We start from the raw sequence: 19,645 nt of genomic DNA, 5'->3' as shown, positions 1-19,645 counted from the left end.
GTCAGTCGTCCGACCCGGGCCGCTCCGTCCGGGAGAACGCGGCGACCTCCGCGGTCAGGGCGGCCAGGAGCTGGTCGCTGTCCGGCACGAGCGCCTCGTCGACCGCGACACCGACCAGCAGGTTGCCTGCGTAGCTGCAGATGGACAGCCCCACGCCGATCGGTCCGGTGGAGGGCACCCAGGCGGTGAACCCGCGCAACGGGACCCCGGCCAGGGCCACCGGTTCGCGGGGGCCCGCGATGTTGGTGACGACTGCGGTGGCCCGACCGGCGAACAGGTCCAGCCACCGTTGCTCGAGCTGGACCGGGGTCTGCCCCATGACCGCCAGCGCGCCGGAGACGACCAGCCCCTCGCCCGTGGCCTTCACCCGGGCCATCGCCGTCTGCACGGCCCGCAGCCGAGCACGTGGATCCGGCTCGCCGACCGGGAGCCGGACGAAGGCCAGCCCGAACTGGTTGCCGCGCCGGGGGTCGAGGGGCTGGTCCGGTGGCCGCAGGTTCACCGGCACCACGGCGGTCAACCGCTCGACCGGCTGGCCGTGCGCCAGCAGGTGCCGGCGCAACGCGCCGGCAACGGCGGCCAGTGCGACGTCGTTGACGGTCGCGCCGACCGCCTGCCCCGCGCGCTTCACCTGTTCCAGGGGCACCGGCGGTGACCAGGTCATCAGCTTGCGCCCCGACAGCGGGCCCCGCAGGACGCTGGGCTCGTCGGCCGCAGCGAAGCCGAGCCGTTGCAGCATCGCGGTCCGGTCCACGGCGGCTCGTGCGTGGTCCATCAACCCGGGGCGGCCCCCGTCGCCTCCCGGCGGACGGAGGAGCCCCCGGGACGGTAGGCCGAAGGCGCTGCCCGCGGCGAGCGTGCGCTGCCCGGCGTGCGACGGCCGTCCGTCGGGAGGGTCGGCGAGGGTCAGCAGGGCCTGGACCAGTGCCGTGCCGTCGGCGATCGCGTGGTGGGTGCGCAGCAGGACGGCGCAGCCGTCGCCGTAGCCGTCGATCAGGTCCGCTTCCCACAGCGGCCGGCCGGGGTCCAGCGGGCGGTCGGCCCGCCCGCTGACGTGGGCGTGCAGTTCGGCGTCGCCGCCGGGGGCGGGCAGTACGACCCGACGCAGGTGACCGCGGACGTCGAAGTCGTCCACATCGGCCCACCGCGGGCCGATCAGGCCGAACGTGACCGGCGGTTCGACCACCCGCTGGGCGAATCGCGGGAAGGCCGGTACCAGCCGCTCGGTGAACGCCGCCGCGACCCGGTCCCAGTCCAGCGGCCGGTCGAACCAGAAGACGCAGGTGACGACCATGAGGTTGGTCGGCCGGTCCATGTGCAACCAGGCCGCATCGACGCTCGCCATCCGTTCCGTGGCCGCCACGCCGCGAGGGTGGCACGGACGCCCGGGGACCGCACGCCCGGTGCGGCCAGCGGCCCCGACCCGGCGAGATCTGCAACGATCCGCCGTCGCTGTACGACTGAGAGGTGTGAGGTCTGCACCCGCCACCGGCGTCGGTCCGTCGTTCGAGGTGGCCTACAAGGAGCAGCGGCTCCCGCTGCTCCGGCTGGCGGTCCTGCTGACCGGTTCCCGGGAGCACGCCGAGGACGCCGTCCAGGCCGTCTTCACCGCGGCCTTCCCGCGGTGGAACTCCATCGCCCAGCCGCTGTCGTACCTGAAGCGGGCGGTGGTCAACTCCTGCGCCGACGTCCACCGCCGCCGCGCCCGCGACCGCCGCGCCGTGCTCGATCGCGAACCCGTCACCGGCATCCCGGAGGTCGACGAGACGTGGGCGGTCCTGCGCGAGCTGCCGCCCCGGCAACGGGCCGTCGTCGTCCTGCACTTCTACGAGGACCTCCCGCTCGTCGAGATCGGCCGGCTCCTCGGGCGCCCGGCCGCGACCGTCCGGTCCGACCTCCGCCGCGCCCTCGACACACTCCGGAAGGACCTGGCATGACCACCGACCAGCTGGACATCGATCCCGTGCTCGAACGTCGCCTGCGGACGTCGCTGGCCGCGGTCGCCGCTGCGGTCACCGCCGACAGCGCACCGGCGCCGAGCGGCCCGGGCCTCGACTCGCCGCCGCCCGGCAGGCGACCGCGCCGCCTGGCCGCGGTGGCCGGGGTGACCGCCGGGACGCTGTCGCTGGCCGCGTTCGCCTACCTGCAGAGCGGCCCCGAGTACGTCTCCGAGCTCCCGCCGCCGGACGTGCTGAGCTCGGGCGAGGTCGAGGGCGTCCGCTACTGGCTCGTGCCCTCCTTCCACGAGGACGTCTGCGGCCGGCCGATGGCCGGCGTGGAGATCGTCTCCGCCGCCACCAACCAGGTCGGGCAGGAGTGGAGCACCGGCGGGATGGCCTACGGCGACCCGCGGGAAGGGGAGCGGCCCGGCTGCGACCGCTGGGACGAGACCGCCTGGCTGGCCGATCCGTCCCGAGCGGCTGTCGACTGGATGCGGCTCGGCGAGGGCGACGACGGTCCCTGGGGCGGTATGGCCGCGGTCCACCCGGACGTCACCCACCTGGTCGTCGAGGTCGACGGGACGACGCTGCCACCCGTCCCCACCCGGCCGCGGGAGGACGCCCCGGACGGTCCTCGCTACGGCGTGGTCGGCGTCCCCGACGACACCGACGTCGCGACGATCACGCTGCAGGACGGCACCGGCCGTGCGGTGGCGGTCCACGAGGAGCGCCTGTCGGCACTCGGGGTGCCCGCCGCCGACTAGCTCCACCGCCCGGGCAGGGACCCGACCCGGGACGGCCCCCTCACCGCAGAGGTGCTCGGCGGGGCCGTCCCGGGAACGGGGCGCGTCAGTCGAGCGAGGGGAGCCCCTCGACGGAGGCGCGCGTCGGGCCGTGGCGCAGCACGCTGTGCTGGATGCGGTGGACCCGGTTGGTCCCGGCCGCCGAGTAGATCCCCTGCTTGATGTAGACCGACTGGCCCACGTAGAGGTTCGCCACGTTCTCGGAGAGCACGCGCTCGCCCTGGTGCCAGACCTCGATCAGGCCCTTGCTCGGGTCCGAGGACCAGACGAAGTGGACCATGAAGTCGTTCCACGAGCCCTTGTCGATCAGGCCGAGGTCGAACGTGCGGGTGTACTGGGCATCACCGGCGACCCGGCCACCGGTCCCGCCGCGCACGTCGACCATGAGGTGCTCGTTCACGTCCGACCAGAAGTGGACGTTCGGGTTCCCCGAGTTCACCGTCTGGTGCCACTGGGTGAAGATGAGGAACTGGCCCCTCTCGTCCCAGTCGAAGTCGGCCGGGAAGAACGTCGGCCAGGCCCACCACTGGTCGGTCCCCTCCTTCACGTTCCCCGAGTTCGCGATCGAGTCGCGGACCTCGGACCGGAGCGTCCCCCGGGTGCCGTTCCAGCCGGTGTCGCCCCGCTTCACGGTGAAGAACGCCGACCGCGTGGTGCCGGGGTACGGGTTCTCGGTGGTGATCCCGTGCTGGTCGGACCGGAGCGCGTGGATCTCCATCCACGGCGGGACGAGGGAGCCGCCGGGCTCGTAGTCCCAGACGCGGGCCGGCTGGGCCGCGGGCGCCGCGGGCTCCGGCTCGGCCGGCGGGGGCGGGGTGGGCGCTGCCGCCGTCGTGGGGGCCGTGATGACGACGTGGACCTCCGCGGACCACGTGCCGATGACGCCGTCGGCGTCGCGGGCCGCCACGGAGTAGTAGTAGTCGGGGTCCGTGAGGGAGAGGACCGGCGAGGTGCGGGTGCTCTCGGTGACGACGCGGAGCTCGTCGGGCGTCCGACGCTCACGGATCACGTAGTCGGCCGCGTTCTCGACGTCGGCCCAGTCGGCGACGGCACGCTGGTCGACGGAGCGGACGGTGACGTCGGACGGAGCCGGGAGGACGGCGCGCTCCTCCGGCTCGGGCTCGGTCGGGGGCTCGGTGGGCTCGACCGGCGGCTCGGCCGGCTCGGTCGCGGGCTCGGCCGGCTCCGTCGGGAAGGCGCCCGGGTGCTCGGCGCGGACGATGGCCTCGAGCGCCTCCACCTGCTCGAGCAGCTCGTTGTAGTCCTCGGCGGTGACCTCGGCGCCGCTGGGGAGCGGCTCGGGAGCAGCGATGGCCATGGACGAGAAGGCGACCAGGGCGACGCTCGCGAGCGCGCCGGAGGCCAGGAGGTTGCGCTTCACGCGGACGACGCCCCTGCGGGGACGGGCATGCGCGCCGCCCCCGCCCGCCGGAGCACCACCGTCGCGCGGCGACTGCCGCTCATGCCCGTACCGATCCGGCTGAACTGGTTCCGCTCTGGTCATGACCTACATGTAGCCGCCCGTACTGACAGAGCGCAACCGGTCAAATGCTCTCTGCTACCAACGCCCTGGTGACACGCAGGATCCAGAAACGCTTCGGCGTGTGCGGTCGGACCGGGATAGGGGCCGAGCGGCACGTCCCCTCGCCGCACGCGCGCCCGTGACGTGCCGTCCGGGTGTCGTCACATAGCAGAAAGTGCTGGCCAGCGAGCCGCTGACCAGCACTTTCGCTCGGGGTGAGTGACGGGGCTCGAACCCGCGACACCCAGGATCACAACCTGGTGCTCTACCGACTGAGCTACACCCACCGTGCCTCCGCCCGGACGCAGGCGCCCGGAGGGAACGGGACAACGATACCGGAGCCGGTGGCCGGCTCCGGCAGGGGAGTCGGGAGGGGTCAGGCGGGGCCGGCGTCGCCGGACGCCAGCAGCTCGGCGAACGAGTCGACCACCTCGCCGGCGACCTTCTTCGCCTGGTCGCCGTGGGGGCCCGGGGCCGGGACGAACAGCGTGCGCCGGTAGTAGGCCAGCTCCCGCACGGACTCGATGATGTCGGCCAGCGCCCGGTGGGCGAGCCCCTTGGGCGGCTGGGCGAAGTACACGCGGGGGAACCAGCGGCGGGCCAGCTCCTTCACCGAGGAGACGTCGACCATCCGGTAGTGCAGGTGGTCGTCGAGCTCGGGCATGTCGCGGGCGAGGAAGCCGCGATCGGTGCCGATGGAGTTCCCGCACAGCGGGGCCGTGCGCCGGTCGGGCACGAACCGCTTCACGTAGGCCAGGATCTGCTGCTCGGCCTCGGCGAGGGTGAGCGTCGCCGCCCGGACGGCGTCGGTCAGCCCCGACTTGGCGTGCATCTCGGCGACGAACTCGGTCATGCCGTCGAGGTCGGCGTCGTCGGCGGAGATGATGAGGTCCAGCCCCGGGTCCAGGACGTTCAGCTCCGAGTCGGTGATCAGCACCGCGACCTCGATCAGCTTGTCCTTGGTCAGGTCCAGGCCGGTCATCTCGCAGTCGATCCAGACCAGGTGTCCCGCGCTCTCCGCCACGTCGGCCGACAGTACGCACCGCCCGTCCCGGCCGCCCCGATCACCCCGCGGGTGCCCGCACGCCACACCCCGCCGGGAGCCGTGACCGGAATGCCTCGGAATCGGTCCCGATCGCGGCTAGGGTCGCCGGAACGTCCTCTCGTCAGGAAGCCTTCCCGTGTCCTCTGCACCCGCCCCCACCGCGCGCCCCGTGCCCCAGGCGCCGGGAACGCTCCGTGCCGGCCTGGCCCACCCGATCGCGCTCGTGCGGTGGCTGTGGGCGGCGTACATGACCCCCGGCCGCCCGGGCCGGGCCGCGGACCAGACGGAGCTGCGCTGGATCTACACCGCGTGGCTGGCGGCCTTCCTGCTGAAGATGCTCGGCTCCTCCTGGGACGTCTCCTGGCACTTCATGTGGCTGCGTGACGACCTCGCGCCCCCGCACCTGCTCAACACGGTGGGCACCGCGCTCGTCGTCGTCCTGGTGCTGTTCCACAGCTACAGCGGCTACGGCGTCGACCGGCGCGCGCTGCGGCTGATGCAGGCCGGCATCGCGACGTTCCTGATCGCGGTCCCGATCGACATCGTCAACCACCGGGTCAACGGGCTGGACATCACCAGCTGGAGCCCCAGCCACGCCCTGCTCTACCTCGGGACGGCGATCATGCTGGCCGGCGCGCTGCGCGGCTGGTGGCTGTACGCCGCGCCGGGCCGCACGAGGGACCTCGTCTCGCTGGGGCTGTGGCTGTTCTTCGTGGAGAACGTCGTCTTCCCGAACCAGCACCAGGAGTACGGGGTGCTGTCGCTGGAGGCGTACAACGCGGGCCGGACGACGGCCGAGCCGTCGCTGCTGGACTTCGCCGCCTCGCAGGGGCAGACGCCGACGATGTTCATGCTGCCGGTGCCCTCCTGGGTGCACCCGGCCTGGCTGATCTGCGCCGGGCTGCTCTCGCTCGTGGTGGCCCGGAAGATGGTCGGGCTGCGCTGGACGGCGACGGTGATCGCCGTCGGGTACCTCGGCTACCGCGGCGTCATGTGGCTCGGGCTGGTCGCCACCGGCTTCCCGCCCTCGGTGCTGCCGGTCGTCCTCATCCTGGGCGCGGTGCTCATCGACGTCGCCGTCACCCGGCGCCTCCCGGGCTGGGCAGCCGCGCTGGTCGTCACGGCGGCCGTGTACGCCCTCGCCTTCCCGCTGGACGCGATGGGGCTGCTGCCTCCGTGGAACTGGTGGTCGGTGCTGCCGGTCGCCGTCGGGTTCGCCGTGCTGTGGGGCGGGCTGGACGTGCTCGAGCGCAGCTCGTGGCTGGCCCGTTGGCGCGTCGCGGACGAGCCGGCCGCCGCGCCGGAGCCCGTCGCCGTCTGACCCGCCCGCACCGGCCGGCGGCGCCGGCGCAGCCCGTCCGGTGACGTAGCGTCGGGGGACGGCTGCGCGACGGGGTGCCCGCCGAACCGCGCGCCCCCGCACCCCGCCGGGCCGGTGGAACCCTGATCGCAGAACCCGAGCTCCCCCGGAGGACGACGTGCTGGCCCTGACCCCGGCACCGCTGGAGACGGCGGGGGAGCGCGCCTTCTTCGGCGAGCTCGCGCGGTGGGACACCGGCGCATCGGTGCGCGCCGCGGTGGTGGCCTCCCTGCCGCTGGTCGACGGGCCGCTCGGCCGCCGCCAGTCCGACGCCGTCCTGCTGGTGCCCGAGGGGATCGCGGTCATCCGGGTGGTCGAGGTGCTGCGGCAGTCCGGCGTCGTGACGGCGACCCCTGAAGGCGCGTGGACCATCGGCCCCGAAGGCGGGCCCGGTCAGGTGCTGCAGCTCGCCGGCGGCGGGTCCACGCCGCTGGACGGGCTGATGCGGGCCGGGATGGACACCGCGGTGAAGCTGCGGCGGGCCGGCCTCGAGCCGGGCCGGATCGCCCGCCTCACCGTCCTGGTCGGCGAGATCACCGGGCTGGTGCCGGCCGACGGCGACCTCGGTGAGGGCGACCAGGTCGCCACCCTCGATCCGCGTTCCCTCCTCCTCGCCTTCGGCCGGGCCAGCCGCCACGCCGGTGTGGGCAACCCCCGGCTGTGGACCACCGCCGACGTGCGCGCGGCCCTCGAGGCGCTGGAGCTGCCCGGTCGCGGCCCCACGGTCGAGGAGCTCAACGGCGAGGCCTTCCCGTACTCGCCCTACGTCCTGCGGCGCCCGCAGCTGTTCGCGCCGGCCGCGATGGCCGCCTCCCCGCAGGTGGCGCCACCGACCGGACGCGACGACGCGGCAGGGGACGCCGGGCAGGCGGACCGGCCGGACCCGACGGCCTACGCGGGCGATCCGCTGAGCGCCACCGCCGTCGCCCGGGCGGTCGCGGCCTCGGTCGCCTCCGCGAACGCGGCCGCGGTGGCGGCAGCCGCCCCGCCCGCGCCGGTGCCCGGCCTTCCCGGGCGGCGCGACACCGTCGAGGTGGACGGTCCGCCCGCGCCGCCGGGCGGTGACGCCGGCATCGGCGGTCTCTTCGGGGGTGGTGAGCCGGACGGCGACGGCACGGCTCCGCCCCGCGGGCCGCGGACGGCGGTGCTGCCGGCGACCCCGGGGGCGGCCGAGCCGCCGGTCCGGCCACCGCTGTCCCCGGCGTGGGGCGCCGCCCCGGGACGGGGCGCCACGGCTTCGGGGCGGGGCGTCACCGCCACTGATCGGGAAGCCGCCGCCGACCGTGGCGGCGAGCCGTCGCCCTCGGGCCGGCACCGCCGGATCGCCGCCCTGGTGGCCGCCGCCGTGGTACTGGTCGCGCTCGTCGCTGCGGCGGCCTGGCTGCTGCCCGGCGCCGGATCCGACGACGTGGTGGCCGGCAGCGGCACACCCGCGCCGGGCGCCGCCGCGCCCGGGCCGGCCGAGGGCGACGTGCGCTCGGTCGACGGCACGGAGTTCACCGTCGAGGCCGTGCGGGTGGACGACACGTGCGCGGGCCACGCCTACGGGTCGGTGGCCGACTTCTTCGCCGGAACCGACTGCGCGGGGCTGTCCCGTGCGCTGTACTCCGCCGAGGTCGACGGCGCCCCGGTCGTCGTGTCGGTGTCGCGGGTGACCATGTCCGACGCCGCGGTGGCCCGCGAGCTGCGCGCGCTCACCGACCGCAACGGCAGCGGCAACGTCAACGACCTGCTCCGCGAGGGCGTCACCTACGACGGCGCTCCGGCGCAACTGCGCTCGGCGGAGTACGCCAGCGCGGTCTCGGGCCCGACCGTGACGATCGTGGAGAGCGCCTGGGCCGATCCGGCCACCGCCGGCGGCACGGCCACGGTGGACAAGGTCGCCTCCGACGGGCTGGCCCTGCCGGTACCGCCGCCGCCCGGCGGCTGAGCTAGCCGGTGGCTGCCGCCCAGGCCATCCCGCGCAGCAGTCCGGCCATGGCGGCCCGGTCGAGCTGGCCGGCGCTGTGCGGGGTGGAGTTGATCAGCCCGAAGACGGCGTGCGCCCGCGCCCGGCAGGCGACCGCGTCGGCACCGGGGTGCAGCCGGGCGAGCACCGCCACCCACACCTCGACGTAGCGGCGCTGCAGCCGGCGCACCTGACCGGCCTCGGCCTCGGGCAGGGAGGTGAGGTCCCGGTCGTGCACGACGATCAGGGCGGGATTGTCCAGGGCGAAGTCGACCTGGAAGTCGATCAGCGCGCGGAGCTGGGCGGCCGAGTCGGGGCCCGCGGCGGCCACCCGCTCGCGGCCGCCGTCGGCCAGCCGCTCGCTGATCCGCAGGAGCATCTCGGCGAGCATCGCGTCCTTGCTGGCGAAGTGCCGGTAGATCGCCGGCCCGGTCACCCCGACGGCCGCGCCGACGTCGTCCACGCCGACCGAGCGCGAGCCGCGCTCGGCGAACAGCTGTGCCGCCGCCTGCAGGATCTGCTCCCGCCGCGACGGGCGGTCGGCATCGGCGAGCAGTGCGGTGTCCTGGGTGGCGGGGCCCGGATCCGGGCGCGTGCCGGCCGGCGTCATGCCAGGCATGGTAGCCCCGCGGTGAACGGCGGTTAACCCCTCGCCCGTGTGGGCTGGACCGCAGTGTGAACCACCGTTAACCTCGGGCCCGTGGACGCACCGGTGCTTCCCCGAACCCTCCCGGCCGATCCCGGGGCGGCCGCTCGCCATGCCGCCGCGCACGCCGAACTCGTCGCCGATCTCGCCGGGCAGCTGCGGCGGGTGGCCCTCGGCGGTGGTGAGCGGGCCCGCGAGCGGCACACCGCCCGCGGCAAGCTGCTGCCCCGCGAGCGGGTCGACGCGCTGCTCGATCCCGGCAGCCCGTTCCTGGAGCTCTCGCCGCTGGCCGCGCACGGCCTGTACGACGGCGAGGCGCCGGCCGCCGGCATCATCACCGGCATCGGCCGGGTGTCCGGGCGCGAGTGCGTCGTCGTCGCCAACGACGCCACCGTCAAGGGCGGGACCTACTACCCGATGACGGTGAAGAAGCACCTGCGGGCCCAGGAGGTGGCGCTGCAGAACCGGCTGCCGTGCATCTACCTGGTCGACTCCGGCGGCGCCTTCCTCCCGATGCAGGACGAGGTCTTCCCCGACCGCGAGCACTTCGGCCGGATCTTCTACAACCAGGCCAACCTCTCCAAGGCGGGGATCGCCCAGATCGCGGCGGTCATGGGGTCGTGCACCGCCGGGGGCGCCTACGTGCCCGCGATGAGCGACGAGGCCGTGATCGTCCGCGAGCAGGGCACGATCTTCCTCGGCGGCCCGCCCCTGGTGAAGGCCGCGACCGGCGAGGTCGTCACCGCGGAGGACCTGGGCGGGGGAGACCTGCACAGCCGGGTCAGCGGGGTCACCGACCACCTGGCCGACGACGACGCGCACGCCCTGCAGATCGTCCGGCAGATCGTGTCGACGCTGGGCCCGCGCGAGCCGCGCCCGTGGGACGTCGAGCCGGTCGACGAGCCGGTGCACGCCCCGGAGTCGGTCTACGAGGTCGTGCCGCCGGATCCGCGCACGCCCTACGACGTCCGCGAGGTCATCGCCCGGCTGGTCGACGGTTCGCGCTTCGCCGAGTTCAAGCCGCTCTACGGGCAGACGCTGGTCACCGGCTTCGCCCGGCTGCACGGGCACCCGGTGGGGATCATCGCCAACAACGGCGTGCTGTTCGCCGAGTCGGCGCTCAAGGGCGCGCACTTCATCGAGCTGTGCGACCGGCGGAAGATCCCGCTGCTGTTCCTGCAGAACATCTCCGGCTTCATGGTGGGCCGGGACTACGAGGCCGGCGGCATCGCCAAGCACGGCGCGAAGATGGTCACCGCCGTCGCCTCCGCGCGGGTGCCGAAGCTGACCGTCGTCATCGGCGGCTCGTTCGGCGCGGGCAACTACTCGATGTGCGGCCGGGCGTACTCGCCGCGGTTCCTCTTCACCTGGCCCAACGCCCGCATCTCGGTCATGGGCGGAGAGCAGGCGGCGTCGGTGCTGGCGACGGTCCGCCGGGACGGCATCGAGGCGCGCGGTGACGAGTGGTCGGCCGAGGACGAGGAGGCCTTCAAGGCGCCCATCCGCGAGCAGTACGAGGCCCAGGGCCACCCCTACTACGCCACCGCCCGGCTCTGGGACGACGGCGTGATCGACCCCGCGCAGACCCGCACGGTCCTCGGCCTGGCGCTCTCCGCGTGCGCCAACGCCCCGTTGGAGGACGTCGGCTACGGCGTCTTCCGGATGTAGAGGCCGATCCCATGTTCGACACCGTCCTGGTCGCCAACCGCGGCGAGATCGCCGTCCGGGTTCTCCGCACGCTGCGGGAGATGGGCATCCGCTCCGTCGCCGTCCACAGCGACGCCGACGCCGGCGCACTGCACACCCGGCTGGCTGACGTCGCCGTCCGGCTGGGCCCCGCGCCCGCCGCGGAGAGCTACCTGTCCATCGACCGGGTGCTCGCCGCCGCCGCGCAGACCGGCGCCCAGGCGATCCACCCCGGCTACGGGTTCCTCTCGGAGAACGTGGACTTCGCCCGCGCCTGCGCCGAGGCGGGGATCGTCTTCATCGGGCCGCCGGTCGCCGCGATCGAGGCGATGGGCGACAAGATCCGTGCCAAGCAGACGGTGATGGCCGCCGGGGTGCCCGTCGTGCCCGGCCGGACCGAGCCGGGCATGAGCGACGACGAGGTCGCCGACGCGGCCGTCGCCGCCGGGTTCCCGGTGCTGCTCAAGCCCAGCGCCGGTGGCGGGGGCAAGGGCATGCGGGTAATCCGCGGCAAGGAGGAGCTGCCCGAGGCGATCGCCGGGGCCCGGCGCGAGGCGCGCAACTCCTTCGGCGACGACACCCTGCTGGTCGAGCGCTACGTGGGGAACTCCCGGCACATCGAGGTGCAGGTGCTGGGGGACGCGCACGGCACCGTGATCCACCTCGGCGAGCGCGAGTGCAGCCTGCAGCGCCGGCACCAGAAGGTGATCGAGGAGGCTCCCTCGCCGCTGCTGGACACCTCCATGCGGGCGTCCATGGGGCGGGCGGCCGTGGAGGCGGCGAAGGCCGTCGGGTACACCGGGGCGGGCACGGTCGAGTTCATCGTCGACGCCGACCAGCCGCGCGAGTTCTTCTTCCTGGAGATGAACACCCGGCTGCAGGTGGAGCACCCGGTCACCGAGTGCATCACCGGGCTGGACCTGGTGGAGCAGCAGATCCGGGTGGCGGCGGGGCAGCGGCTGCCGATCGACCAGAGCGACGTCTCCCTCGACGGGCACGCCATCGAGGCGCGGCTGTACGCCGAGGACCCGGCGCGCGGCTTCCTGCCGCAGGCCGGCACGGTGCTCGGGCTGGGCGAGCCCGAGGGCCCCGGCATCCGGGTGGACAGCTCGCTGGCCGTGGGGTCGGTCGTCGGCACCGACTACGACCCGATGCTGGCCAAGGTGATCGCCTGGGGGCCGGACCGCGAGACCGCCCGTGCCCGGCTGGTCGGAGCGCTCGGCCGGACCTCCGTCCTCGGTGTCACGACCAACGCGTCCTTCCTGCGCGCGCTGCTCACCGACCCCGACGTCGTCGCGGGGAAGCTGGACACCGGGCTGATCGAGCGCCGCGGCGACGAGCTGACGACCGCCGCGCCGGTGCCCATGTCCGCCTACGTCGCCGCCGCGCTGGCGGTGCAGCTGGAGTCCGAGCCGGCCGGACCGGTCGTCGACCCGTGGGAGCGCCGCGACGGCTGGCGGCTGGGGGAGCCGGCCTGGACGGTCCGCCGGCTGACCGCCGCCGGCGGCGAGCCGGTGGAGGTCGAGGTGCGCGGGCCCGCGTCCGGTGCCGAGGTCCGCGTGGCCGGCGGGATCGTGCCGGCGAGCGCGGTCCGGCACGGTGACCGGCTGAGCGTCACCTTCGGCGACGTGACGACCGGCTACGCGGTCGTCCACGAGGGCGGCACCGTCTGGCTGGCGGCGGGCGGGCAGGTCGTTGCGCTGCGCGAGCAGGAGCGGCTGTCGGACGCGGCCGGGTCGGCCGCCGGCGACGGCGTCGTCACCTCGCCCATGCCGGGCACGGTGACGGTGGTGCAGGCGTCGGTCGGCGACGAGGTGGAGGCGGGCACCCCGCTGCTGGTCGTCGAGGCGATGAAGATGGAGCACGTGCTCACCGCCCCGGTCGCGGGGACGGTGGCCGAGCTCGGTGTGACGGCGGGCCAGACGGTCGCGCTGGACGAGCGGCTGGCGCTGGTGACCCCGGCGGCCGAGCCCGAGCAGCAGGAGAACTGATGTTGGACTACCGGCTCAGCGACGAGACCGAGGCTCTTCGGACGACCGTCCGCGAGTTCGCCCGCGAGGTGATCGCCCCGCAGATCGGCGAGTTCTACGAGCGCGACGAGTTCCCCACCGAGATCGTGCGGCAGATGGGCGAGCTGGGGCTGTTCGGCCTGCCGTTCCCCGAGGAGTACGGCGGCTCGGGCGGCACCTACTTCGACCTCTGCGTGGCGCTGGAGGAGCTGGCCCGCGTGGACAGCTCCATGGCGATCACGGTGGAGGCCGGCGTCTCGCTCGGGGCCATGCCGATCTACCGGTTCGGCACCGAGGAGCAGAAGCAGGAGTGGCTGCCCCGGCTGTGCACCGGGGAGGCGCTGGGCGCGTTCGGTCTGACCGAGGCCGGCGGCGGGTCCGACGCCGGGGCGACCCGCACGACGGCGCGCCTGGAGGACGGGCACTGGGTGATCAACGGGTCCAAGGCGTTCATCACCAACTCCGGCACCGACCTGACGGCGCTGGTGACGGTGACCGCGGTGACCGGTACGAAGCCGGACGGCAAGAAGGAGATCTCGGCGATCATCGTGCCCTCGGGCACCCCGGGGCTCACCGTCGGGAAGCGCTACTCCAAGGTCGGCTGGAACGCCTCCGACACCCGCGAGCTGTCCTTCGACGACTGCCGGGTGCCGGAGGAGAACCTCGTGGGGGAGCGGGGCCGCGGCTACGCGCAGTTCCTCTCCATCCTCGACGAGGGCCGGATCGCGATCTCGGCGCTGTCGGTGGGGCTGGCGCAGGGCTGCGTCGACGAGTCGGTGAAGTACGCCGGTGAGCGGGAGGCGTTCGGCCAGGCGATCGGGAAGAACCAGGCGGTGCAGTTCATGATCGCCGACATGGAGGTGCGGGCCTCCACCGCGCGGCTGGCCTACTACCGGGCGGCGGAGAAGATGCTGCGCGGCGAGGCGTTCAAGCGCGAGGCGTCGATCGCCAAGCTGTACAGCTCCGAGGTCGCCATGGACAACGCCCGGTACGCCGCCCAGGTGCACGGGGGCTACGGGTTCATGAACGAGTTCCCGGTCGGCCGCTTCTACCGGGACGCCAAGATCCTGGAGATCGGGGAGGGCACCAGCGAGGTGCAGCGGATGCTTATCGCCCGGGACCTCGGCGTCGGCTGACGCCGGCGGGAGCATCGCAGCGAGCGCCAGCGAGCGAGGAGCGGACCGGGGGCGGAAGCCGACCAGTGGGCGCATCGTCGGCTGACGCGGTTCTCCCGGCGCGACCGCGGCAGAGGGCAGGTCTGGCCGCACCGCTGAGGGTTGAGCCGCGTGCGCCCGCGGTTCAACCCCTGGCTGCCCGGTTCGACCCGCAGCCGCCCGCCGGCGCTCAGCTGCGGGCGAGCTCCGCGGCCAGCGGGTCGAGGCCGAGCTGGCCCAGCTGCAGGACGGAGCGGTGCCACTCCCGGAGGTCGAACGCATCGCCCGCCCGCCGCCGGGCCTCCTCCCGGCAGGCGAGGAGGACACGCTCGCCGACCTTGTAGACCGGCGCCTGGCCGGGCCAGCCGAGGTAGCGGTGCAGCTCGTCGACCCGCATGGCGTCGTCCATGCTGACGTGCCGGCGGAGGAAGGCCAGGGCGACGTCGTAGTCCCAGCGGGTGCCCGTGGCCGCTCCGGCCGGGATCGGCAGATCCAGGTGCAGCCCGATGTCGAGGACGACGCGCGCGGCCCGCAGCTCCTGCGCGTCCAGCATGCCCATCCGGTCGCCCGGATCCTCGAGGAAGCCCAGCTCGCCCATCAGCCGCTCGGCGTACAGGGCCCAGCCCTCGGCGCTGCCGGAGCACCAGCACAGCAACCGCTGCCACCGGTTGAGCCGGGCGGCGTCGTGCAGGGTCTGCCCGATCTGCAGGTGGTGGCCGGGCACGCCCTCGTGGAACACCGTCGTCGTCTCGCGCCAGGTGGTCATGTCGTCGACGCCCTCGGGCAGCGACCACCACATCCGGCCGGGGCGGCTGAAGTCCTCGGTCGGCGCGCTGTAGTAGACGCCCTCGCCCGAGGTCGGCGTGAGCCGTCCCTCGATCCGGCGGACCGGCTCGGGGATGTCGAAGTGGACGCCGTCCAGCGCGGCCACGGTGCGGTCGGCGGTCTCCTGCAGCCACGCCTGCAGGGCGTCCCGGCCGCGGATCATCCGGGCGGGGTCGGCGTCGAGCGCAGCCATCGCGCCGGCCACCCCCTGCCCGGGCGCGATCTCCTCGGCCAGCCGCTCCTTCTCGGCGACGATCCGCGCCAGTTCCGCCCAGCCCCAGTCGTAGGTCTCGTCCAGGTCCAGCCGGGCGCCGGTGTGGAACCGCGACTCGAGCACGTAGCGGTCCCGGCCCACCCCGTCGGCCTCGGGCGCGAGCGGCAGGAGGACGCGTTCCAGGTGCCCGGCGAACCCGTGCAGGGCGCCGGAGGCCCGCTGCGCGGCGTCGGCCAGGTCGCGGCCGAGCGGGCTGCGCTCCGCGACGGGGGCGTCGCGCACCAGGCGGGTGAAGTAGCCGGGGCGGTCGTCGTCGCCGGCCCACTGCCGGGCGCGCTCCGCCGCCAGCCGCACCTGGCGGGCGGCGGAGACGCGGCCGCGGTCGGCGGCGTCGTCCAGGCCGCGCGCGTAGCGCAGCAGGGCGGCGGGCATGGCCGCCATCCGGACGGCGACGGTGGTCCAGTCCTCCTCGGTCTCGGTCGGCATGAGGTCGAACGTCTCGCGGAAGTCCTGCAGCGGGCTGCTGATCGTGTTGAGCTCCGCCTGCGCGTAGCCCGCGTCGTACCGGTCGAGCTCGGCGCCGAGCCGCTCGAGCATCGCGCTGCGCGCCACCTCGTCGCGCCGGTCGACCGGCTCCAGGGCCTCGGCCTGCGTGCGCGTCCGCCGGAGCAGCTCGGCGTGGGCGGCGTGCCCGTCGGTGCTCAGGTCCGGCCACCGGTCGTCGTGCCCCCGCACGCCGATGTAGGTGGCCACCGTCGGCTGCGAGGCCGCGTAGCTCTCGACGAAGCCGTCGGCGAGCTGGTCGAGCGGGGAGGGCGGACGCGCGGGGAAGCCGGTCACCGCACCCACGCTATCCGGCCCCGGCTCCCCGTCCGTCCGCCGCGGTCAGTGCGCGCGGGGCGCGCGCTGCGGGACCGCGACGCTGAGCAGCACGACGGAGTCCTCGTCGGCGTGCAGGCTGTGCCGGCGATCCGGGACGGGCGCCACCTGGGAGGCGCCCAGCTCGTCGGTGTGCTCGCCGGCGACGAGCCGCACGCGACCACGGAGCACCAGCAGACTGGCCGGCCCGGGGCTCTCGTGCTCGGCGAGCTCGGCCCCGTCGCGGAGGGCGATCACGGTCTGGCGCAGGCCGTCGACGGGGTGCGGCAGCGTGCGCCCGGCGCGGCCCGAGTGCTCACCGGTGGCTTTCCCCAGCAGTTCCTCGGCGAGCGCGGACAGGTCGACGGCTGCTCCGGAGTCACCCATGCGTCGACCCTAGGCCCACCGGTCACGCGGTGACGTCGATCAGCACCTTGCCGACGGCGCCGTCCTGCACCGCCTGGTGCGCCTGCGCGGTCTCGGCCAGGCCGAAGACGTGCAGCGGCAGGCCGGCGTCCTCGCCGACCCGGATCGCGCCGTCGGCGACCGCGGTGACGACGTCCTCGATGCCGAGCACCTTGGACCGCTCGGGCTCGGTGTAGACCAGCACGAACTGCCAGCGGGCGTTGGGCCCCATCTGCGCGCGCACCGGCACGGTCACCTCCGCGCCGCCGTCGTCGGCGTACATGGCGACGGCGCCGTGCATACCGATCACCTGCGCGTCGATGCCGGCGTTGACCGCGGCGGACACCTCGACGATGGCATCGACGCCCTTCGGTGCGATCTTCCGCACCTCGGCGACGACGTCCTGGTCCTTGTAGTCCACGACGTGGTCGGCGCCGGCGGCGGCCGCCAGCTGGGCCTTGCGCGGGCTGCTGACCGTGGCGATCACCGTCGCGTCGGCCCAGCGGGCGAGCTGGATCGCCGCGTTGCCGACGGCTCCGGCGCCGCCCTGCACCAGCACGGTGTGCCCGGTGAGCGCGCCGGGGCCCAGCCGGTCGGGCAGCGACTCGGCGACGGTCAGGCAGCGGTGCGCGGTGAGGAACGGGATGCCCAGCGCCGCGCCGAGCTCGAACGACGGGTCCGCGCCGAGCAGGACGACGTGCCGCGCCGGGACGACGGTGAACTCCGCGGCGGTGCCCCACGCCCGCTGCCAGGCGGCCTCCCAGATCCACACCCGCTGGCCGAGCATCGCCGGGTCGACGCCTTGGCCGACGGCGTCGACGGTGCCGGAGCCGTCCTGGTTCGGCACCTGCCCGTCGGGTCCGGGCTGCGCGGTGGTCCGGGACTTCCAGTCGGTCGGGTTCACCCCGGAGAAGGCGACGCGGACGCGCACCTCGCCGGGGCCGGGCTCGGGGACCGGGCGGTCGGTCAGCTGCAGGACGTCGGGGCCACCGGGCTGGGTGTAGGAGATCGCTCGCACCGTCGTCCGCTACCCGGCCCGGTCAGGAGGACACCACCCCTTGAATCTGCGGCGGAGTGGTACGGTTTCCGGTACAACATGCCGATGGAGGACCCATGTCCGTCACTGCCAGCGAGGCCCGTCAGCGCCTGTTCCCGCTGATCGAGGAGGTCAACGAGGACCAGATCGCGGTCGAGATCGTCTCGAAGCGGGGGACGGCTTTCCTCGTCTCCGCCGACGAGTACCACTCGCTGAAGGAGACCGTGCACCTCCTGCAGTCGCCCACGAACGCTCAGCGCCTGCGGGAGAGCCTTGTGGAGGCGGCCGCTGGGAAGGCGGAGCCGCACGACCTGGCCGAGTGAGGATCGTCTTCACGACCCACGGCTGGGAGGACTGCACCAGCTGGACGGGGGACCGGAAGACGCTGGGCCGCATCAACAGGCTGATCACCGAGGCGGCCAGGGACCCGGCCGTCGGCGCCGGGAAGCCGGAGCGCCTGCGCGGGGACCTGTCGGGCTGCTGGTCCCGCCGGATCGACCAGGAGCACCGCCTCGTCTACACCGTCCGTGGGGACGACCTCGTGATCCTGCAGGCGCGATACCACTACTGACCCGGCCTGCTGGTCGTGGTCAGCCCGCAGGTGCGTCAGGACGGGAGCTCCGGCAGCGGCGCGCCGATGGTGACGTCCACCCGCACCGCGTAGGTGCCGTCGGCGCTGACCGTGGTGGCCGAGGCCTGGAGGTCGAGCAGTACGCCGGCCACGATGCCGGTGAACGGCTCCCCGGTGCGGCGCACCTCTTCCAGCCGGGCCTCGACGGCCGGGCGGACCGCGTCGGTGAGGAAGGTGAGCCCCTGGGGGAAGCCCCAGGAGGCCAGCGACGGCGTCCCGACGGCCGGGTCGAGCACGCCGCCCCCGATCCCGAAGGAGACCGCGAGCACCCGGTCGGTGTCGGCGAAGGTCCGGTAGTCGATCTGCTGGTTGCCGGCGGGCCGGGTGCAGGGTTGCTCGATGTCGCCGTAGCAGTCGAAGCCGCCGGCCTCGAGCCCGGGCGCCGCCTCGACCGTGGCGCGCGCGTAGTGCTCGCTGCCGTAGGGCCAGCTGCGGTCGTCCACCAGAGGGGTGGTGACGGTGAGCTCCAGCGCGGGGTCGTGGTCGACGGTGCCGTACCCGGCGTCGGCGATCTCGGTGACGACGTACCGGGCCGAACCGGCGCGCACGGTGCGCTGCTCCGGTGGCCGCGGGTCGGTGGGATCCCAACCGGGGGAGTACGCGGCCAGCTCGTCGAGGACGGCGCGGACGCCGTCGTCGTCCTCGGGCCAGAGCCGGAACAGCGAGGCGTCCAGGACCGCCATCAGCGCCTCGGCGTGCGGTTGCTGCACCGCGGACGGGTCCAGCAGCTTCTCCGGCAGCTCGACGTGCGCGAACTGCAGCTCGCCCTCGGGTGTGGTCATCAGGTCCACCGTGGTGACGGCCGGTTCGGCGGCCGGCGGGGCGCTCGTGGTGCGCCGCAGGCACCGCACCTGGACGGCGGCGTCGTTCGCGCGGACCTGGGCGCAGAAGAAGCCGGCGGCGGTGAGCCCGTCGGGGACGCGGGCGATGTCGCCCTCGGCGGAGACGGGGCGGGCGACGGAGTCCTCCCGCAGCGGCGGGTGGTCGTAGGGCGCGGTCGGCGTGCTCGGCCAGGGCTCGCCGAGGACGCTCGTGCTGCAGCCGGCCAGCAGGAGGCATGCGGCCAGGGGGAGCGTCGCCGCACGCCGGGAGCCGCGGGTCCTCACTGCCGGGACGGTACGGCGGAGTTCCCCTGCCCCCGGGTCACCCGGGCGGTGCGTCGTCGTCGGTGGGCCACTCGGGGGTCGGCAGCCCCGCGAGCGCGAGCAGCCGCTCGACGGTCTGCTCGACCACCTCGTCGGTCGGCGGCACCCCGCCGGGGGAGGCCATCAGCGCCCGCACCTGGGCCGGCTCCAGCACCGTGCCGACGGCGTCGCGCACCCACCGGGCGAAGCCCTCGGCCTCTGCGTCGGTGTCGACCGGCGCGGAGGCGTCCGGCTCGTCGAAGTAGACGCGCGGCTCGTAGCCGAGGAAGAAGCGGCCGCCGGAGGCGTCGGCCGCGCGGTAGTCCACGGTGGCGATGTTGCTGTCGTGCACGTCCACCATCAGGAACGGCACCGCCGTCGGCCGGCCCGTGCGCCAGCGTCCCTCGCTGTAGACGAGCGTGCCGAAGTACCCCATGGC

18 protein-coding genes and 1 tRNA gene are annotated in these 19,645 nt (G+C 74.4%); 9 read left to right on the top strand and 10 right to left on the bottom strand.

The window, feature by feature from the left end:
* Nucleotide 1 precedes the first annotated feature (1 nt).
* Complete coding sequence (locus tag ACI79T_RS14755; RefSeq protein WP_456610827.1) at nt 2–1,363, bottom strand: wax ester/triacylglycerol synthase family O-acyltransferase; 1,362 nt, start codon at nt 1,361–1,363, stop codon at nt 2–4.
* Nucleotides 1,364–1,469: 106 nt separating this feature from the next.
* Between ACI79T_RS14755 and ACI79T_RS14750 the strand changes: the two genes are divergently transcribed.
* On the top strand, nt 1,470–1,937 hold the full coding sequence (locus tag ACI79T_RS14750) for an RNA polymerase sigma factor (protein ID WP_456610826.1): 468 nt from the start codon (nt 1,470–1,472) through the stop codon (nt 1,935–1,937).
* Nucleotides 1,934–2,704, top strand: a complete 771-nt coding sequence (locus ACI79T_RS14745) for a hypothetical protein (protein WP_456610825.1) — start codon at nt 1,934–1,936, stop codon at nt 2,702–2,704. The genes ACI79T_RS14750 and ACI79T_RS14745 overlap by 4 nt, the downstream gene beginning before the upstream one ends.
* 85 nt (nt 2,705–2,789) lie before the next feature.
* Here ACI79T_RS14745 and ACI79T_RS14740 read toward each other — a convergent pair whose 3' ends face one another.
* From ACI79T_RS14740 to orn, 3 genes are all read right to left on the bottom strand, one after another.
* Nucleotides 2,790–4,124 (bottom strand): heparin lyase I family protein, encoded by a 1,335-nt coding sequence (locus tag ACI79T_RS14740; RefSeq protein WP_456610824.1) that lies wholly within the window; start codon nt 4,122–4,124, stop codon nt 2,790–2,792.
* Nucleotides 4,125–4,479: 355 nt separating this feature from the next.
* Nucleotides 4,480–4,552: transfer RNA gene (locus ACI79T_RS14735), tRNA-His, on the bottom strand.
* A gap of 89 nt (nt 4,553–4,641) precedes the next feature.
* A complete protein-coding gene (orn, locus tag ACI79T_RS14730; RefSeq protein WP_456610823.1) occupies nt 4,642–5,289 on the bottom strand; it encodes an oligoribonuclease in 648 nt (215 codons plus the stop codon).
* A 157-nt stretch (nt 5,290–5,446) separates the two neighbouring features.
* On the opposite strand from orn, the gene ACI79T_RS14725 reads away from it, so the two are divergent.
* Together ACI79T_RS14725 and ACI79T_RS14720 are read left to right on the top strand one after the other, a co-directional pair.
* On the top strand, nt 5,447–6,631 hold the full coding sequence (locus ACI79T_RS14725) for a hypothetical protein (RefSeq protein WP_456610822.1): 1,185 nt from the start codon (nt 5,447–5,449) through the stop codon (nt 6,629–6,631).
* A gap of 157 nt (nt 6,632–6,788) precedes the next feature.
* Complete coding sequence (locus ACI79T_RS14720) at nt 6,789–8,600, top strand: hypothetical protein (RefSeq protein ID WP_456610821.1); 1,812 nt, start codon at nt 6,789–6,791, stop codon at nt 8,598–8,600.
* Nucleotide 8,601: 1 nt separating this feature from the next.
* Here the strand turns inward: ACI79T_RS14720 and ACI79T_RS14715 are convergent, their stop codons facing one another.
* Nucleotides 8,602–9,228: an SACE_7040 family transcriptional regulator gene (locus ACI79T_RS14715; RefSeq protein ID WP_456610820.1), complete on the bottom strand. Its 627-nt coding sequence runs from the start codon at nt 9,226–9,228 to the stop codon at nt 8,602–8,604.
* A 90-nt stretch (nt 9,229–9,318) separates the two neighbouring features.
* On the opposite strand from ACI79T_RS14715, the gene ACI79T_RS14710 reads away from it, so the two are divergent.
* The 3 genes from ACI79T_RS14710 to ACI79T_RS14700 are packed head-to-tail and all read left to right on the top strand — an operon-like array spanning nt 9,319 to nt 14,095.
* Nucleotides 9,319–10,932 carry a carboxyl transferase domain-containing protein gene (locus ACI79T_RS14710; protein WP_456610819.1) on the top strand — a complete coding sequence of 538 codons (1,614 nt, stop codon included), beginning with the start codon at nt 9,319–9,321 and terminating at the stop codon, nt 10,930–10,932.
* A gap of 11 nt (nt 10,933–10,943) precedes the next feature.
* On the top strand, nt 10,944–12,941 hold the full coding sequence (locus ACI79T_RS14705; RefSeq protein WP_456610818.1) for an ATP-binding protein: 1,998 nt from the start codon (nt 10,944–10,946) through the stop codon (nt 12,939–12,941).
* Nucleotides 12,941–14,095 carry an acyl-CoA dehydrogenase family protein gene (locus ACI79T_RS14700; RefSeq protein ID WP_456610817.1) on the top strand — a complete coding sequence of 385 codons (1,155 nt, stop codon included), beginning with the start codon at nt 12,941–12,943 and terminating at the stop codon, nt 14,093–14,095. Before ACI79T_RS14705 ends, ACI79T_RS14700 begins: the two co-directional genes overlap by 1 nt.
* 208 nt (nt 14,096–14,303) lie before the next feature.
* Here the strand turns inward: ACI79T_RS14700 and ACI79T_RS14695 are convergent, their stop codons facing one another.
* The 3 genes from ACI79T_RS14695 to ACI79T_RS14685 are packed head-to-tail and all read right to left on the bottom strand — an operon-like array spanning nt 14,304 to nt 17,433.
* Nucleotides 14,304–15,992: a DUF885 domain-containing protein gene (locus ACI79T_RS14695; RefSeq protein WP_456610816.1), complete on the bottom strand. Its 1,689-nt coding sequence runs from the start codon at nt 15,990–15,992 to the stop codon at nt 14,304–14,306.
* Between the two features lie 45 nt (nt 15,993–16,037).
* Nucleotides 16,038–16,397, bottom strand: coding sequence for a LuxR family transcriptional regulator (locus tag ACI79T_RS14690; RefSeq protein WP_456610815.1), 360 nt, complete (start codon nt 16,395–16,397; stop codon nt 16,038–16,040).
* Nucleotides 16,398–16,419: 22 nt separating this feature from the next.
* Nucleotides 16,420–17,433 carry an NADPH:quinone reductase gene (locus ACI79T_RS14685; protein ID WP_456610814.1) on the bottom strand — a complete coding sequence of 338 codons (1,014 nt, stop codon included), beginning with the start codon at nt 17,431–17,433 and terminating at the stop codon, nt 16,420–16,422.
* A 95-nt stretch (nt 17,434–17,528) separates the two neighbouring features.
* On the opposite strand from ACI79T_RS14685, the gene ACI79T_RS14680 reads away from it, so the two are divergent.
* Together ACI79T_RS14680 and ACI79T_RS14675 are read left to right on the top strand one after the other, a co-directional pair.
* Complete coding sequence (locus ACI79T_RS14680; protein WP_456610813.1) at nt 17,529–17,774, top strand: type II toxin-antitoxin system Phd/YefM family antitoxin; 246 nt, start codon at nt 17,529–17,531, stop codon at nt 17,772–17,774.
* The gene (locus ACI79T_RS14675; RefSeq protein ID WP_456610812.1) at nt 17,771–18,022 is read left to right on the top strand and encodes a Txe/YoeB family addiction module toxin; all 252 of its coding nucleotides are present in this window, start codon (nt 17,771–17,773) and stop codon (nt 18,020–18,022) included. Before ACI79T_RS14680 ends, ACI79T_RS14675 begins: the two co-directional genes overlap by 4 nt.
* Nucleotides 18,023–18,057: 35 nt before the next feature.
* Here the strand turns inward: ACI79T_RS14675 and ACI79T_RS14670 are convergent, their stop codons facing one another.
* A complete protein-coding gene (locus ACI79T_RS14670) occupies nt 18,058–19,188 on the bottom strand; it encodes a hypothetical protein (RefSeq protein WP_456610811.1) in 1,131 nt (376 codons plus the stop codon).
* A 37-nt stretch (nt 19,189–19,225) separates the two neighbouring features.
* A complete protein-coding gene (locus ACI79T_RS14665; RefSeq protein WP_456610810.1) occupies nt 19,226–19,642 on the bottom strand; it encodes a hypothetical protein in 417 nt (138 codons plus the stop codon).
* Nucleotides 19,643–19,645: the final 3 nt, after the last annotated feature.

The sequence above is a fragment of the Blastococcus sp. SYSU DS0619 genome, from assembly GCF_054051035.1.
This window is presented reverse-complemented; position numbering and strand designations above follow the sequence as displayed.